2 protein-coding genes and 1 pseudogene are annotated in these 1,143 nt (G+C 57.7%); all 3 read right to left on the reverse strand.

The window, feature by feature from the left end; translation table 11 throughout:
- Positions 1–106: 106 nt before the first annotated feature.
- The gene (locus tag CKW40_RS42250) at positions 107–415 is read right to left on the reverse strand and encodes a hypothetical protein (RefSeq protein ID WP_179298322.1); all 309 of its coding nucleotides are present in this window, start codon (positions 413–415) and stop codon (positions 107–109) included.
- Positions 349–885 carry a GAF domain-containing protein gene (locus CKW40_RS45895; RefSeq protein ID WP_095205391.1) on the reverse strand — a complete coding sequence of 179 codons (537 nt, stop codon included), beginning with the start codon at positions 883–885 and terminating at the stop codon, positions 349–351. Before CKW40_RS45895 ends, CKW40_RS42250 begins: the two co-directional genes overlap by 67 nt.
- Positions 886–1,020: 135 nt before the next feature.
- Positions 1,021–1,143, reverse strand: a pseudogene (locus CKW40_RS42260) (ferredoxin family protein); the annotation flags it as partial.

Below are 1,143 nucleotides of genomic sequence, written 5' to 3' on the forward strand. Positions count from 1 at the left end.
AAGGCTACGACGCCATCATCGACGCCGCGTGCCACGCCTGGCGCGAGCTCATCAAACGACCAAAGACCATCACTTCAATCGGGACGCGCCAATGGGCTCACGTCGGTCAATCAACATGACCGTTGGTATTAGTCCCCGCTACCACCGAAACGGTCTCGAGCACCTGCTTGAGCGCGGGACTTTCTCCGATGATCCCGTCGGTTTTGGCACGGGGGTGCAGCGCGCGGCCAGTTGTCCCTTGGTCGAGTGATTTCTCCGATTTCGATTGCTCATCGAAATGCCGCTGAAGCAGTGGCCAAAGCGTGCGGTGAAGTCCGATGGTCCGGCCGACGAGATCGGCAACCATGGTCAGGAAGCGAACGTCCTCGTCATATCGAAAGCCGATGGTGCTGTTGCTGGCCCGGCCAACCGACAATGTCCCAGGATCTCAGGTTTAGCCCTAACTGGGACGCCGATAAAGGTGATTGGGACGGTGACGTCGCTCCAACGCGTCTGAAAGTCAGCCTGAAACAGTTGGGACTTGCTGATGTCTGGTATCATGAGCGACGTCCCCGTACCGACGACTTGATCCAAGCCGACTTGTGGTATGATGCGGCGAGTGCCAGATGCGCTTTGGTCGATGCTGCCGACAGTTGCTTCAAACTGCGGCTCTCCTTTGCCATCCAGGACAACGATTGCTCCGTGAACCATCTCCATGAACTGGGACAGGACGTTCATGAAATTGGCGAGGGTGGTCTCCAACCGGGTGGGCGCGGTCAGGGCCCTCGATATCTCGAAGAGTCCACTGGCCAAGATATCTGCGTGAGACATGGTTTTTATGGGTCGTCCAGGCCGGGTATTGCGAGGCTCGACTTTGACGACCTGATCCTGCGGTGTGTGAGCCATGGAAACACCTCAACGTTGTCCGGGCTGTTCCTCCCAACGATGAATTTATCCTCAATTGGGAGCGCTTCTGGTCAAAGGTTGATCTGGCGCTCCTGTTGTCCCGACTTGGGATTGCCAAACGGGGGCATGCGTTGGTCATCCAAATTTGAAGAGGACCCCGAAGCCGCCGCGCGGATAGTTCCACTCGATCTCGCCGCTGGCCTCGCACAAGATCCGGCAGGTACCGCACTCCATGCAGCCATCGGGGGTGATTTCGAC

Origin of the sequence: Mesorhizobium carmichaelinearum (genome assembly GCF_900199455.1) — a bacterium.
Classification (GTDB): Bacteria; Pseudomonadota; Alphaproteobacteria; order Rhizobiales; family Rhizobiaceae; genus Mesorhizobium; species Mesorhizobium carmichaelinearum.

Excerpts from the sequence above, each read along its gene's own strand:
- CKW40_RS45895 (WP_095205391.1), bottom strand. The coding sequence starts at position 885 with ATGGCTCACACACCGCAGGATCAGGTCGTCAAAGTCGAGCCTCGCAAT.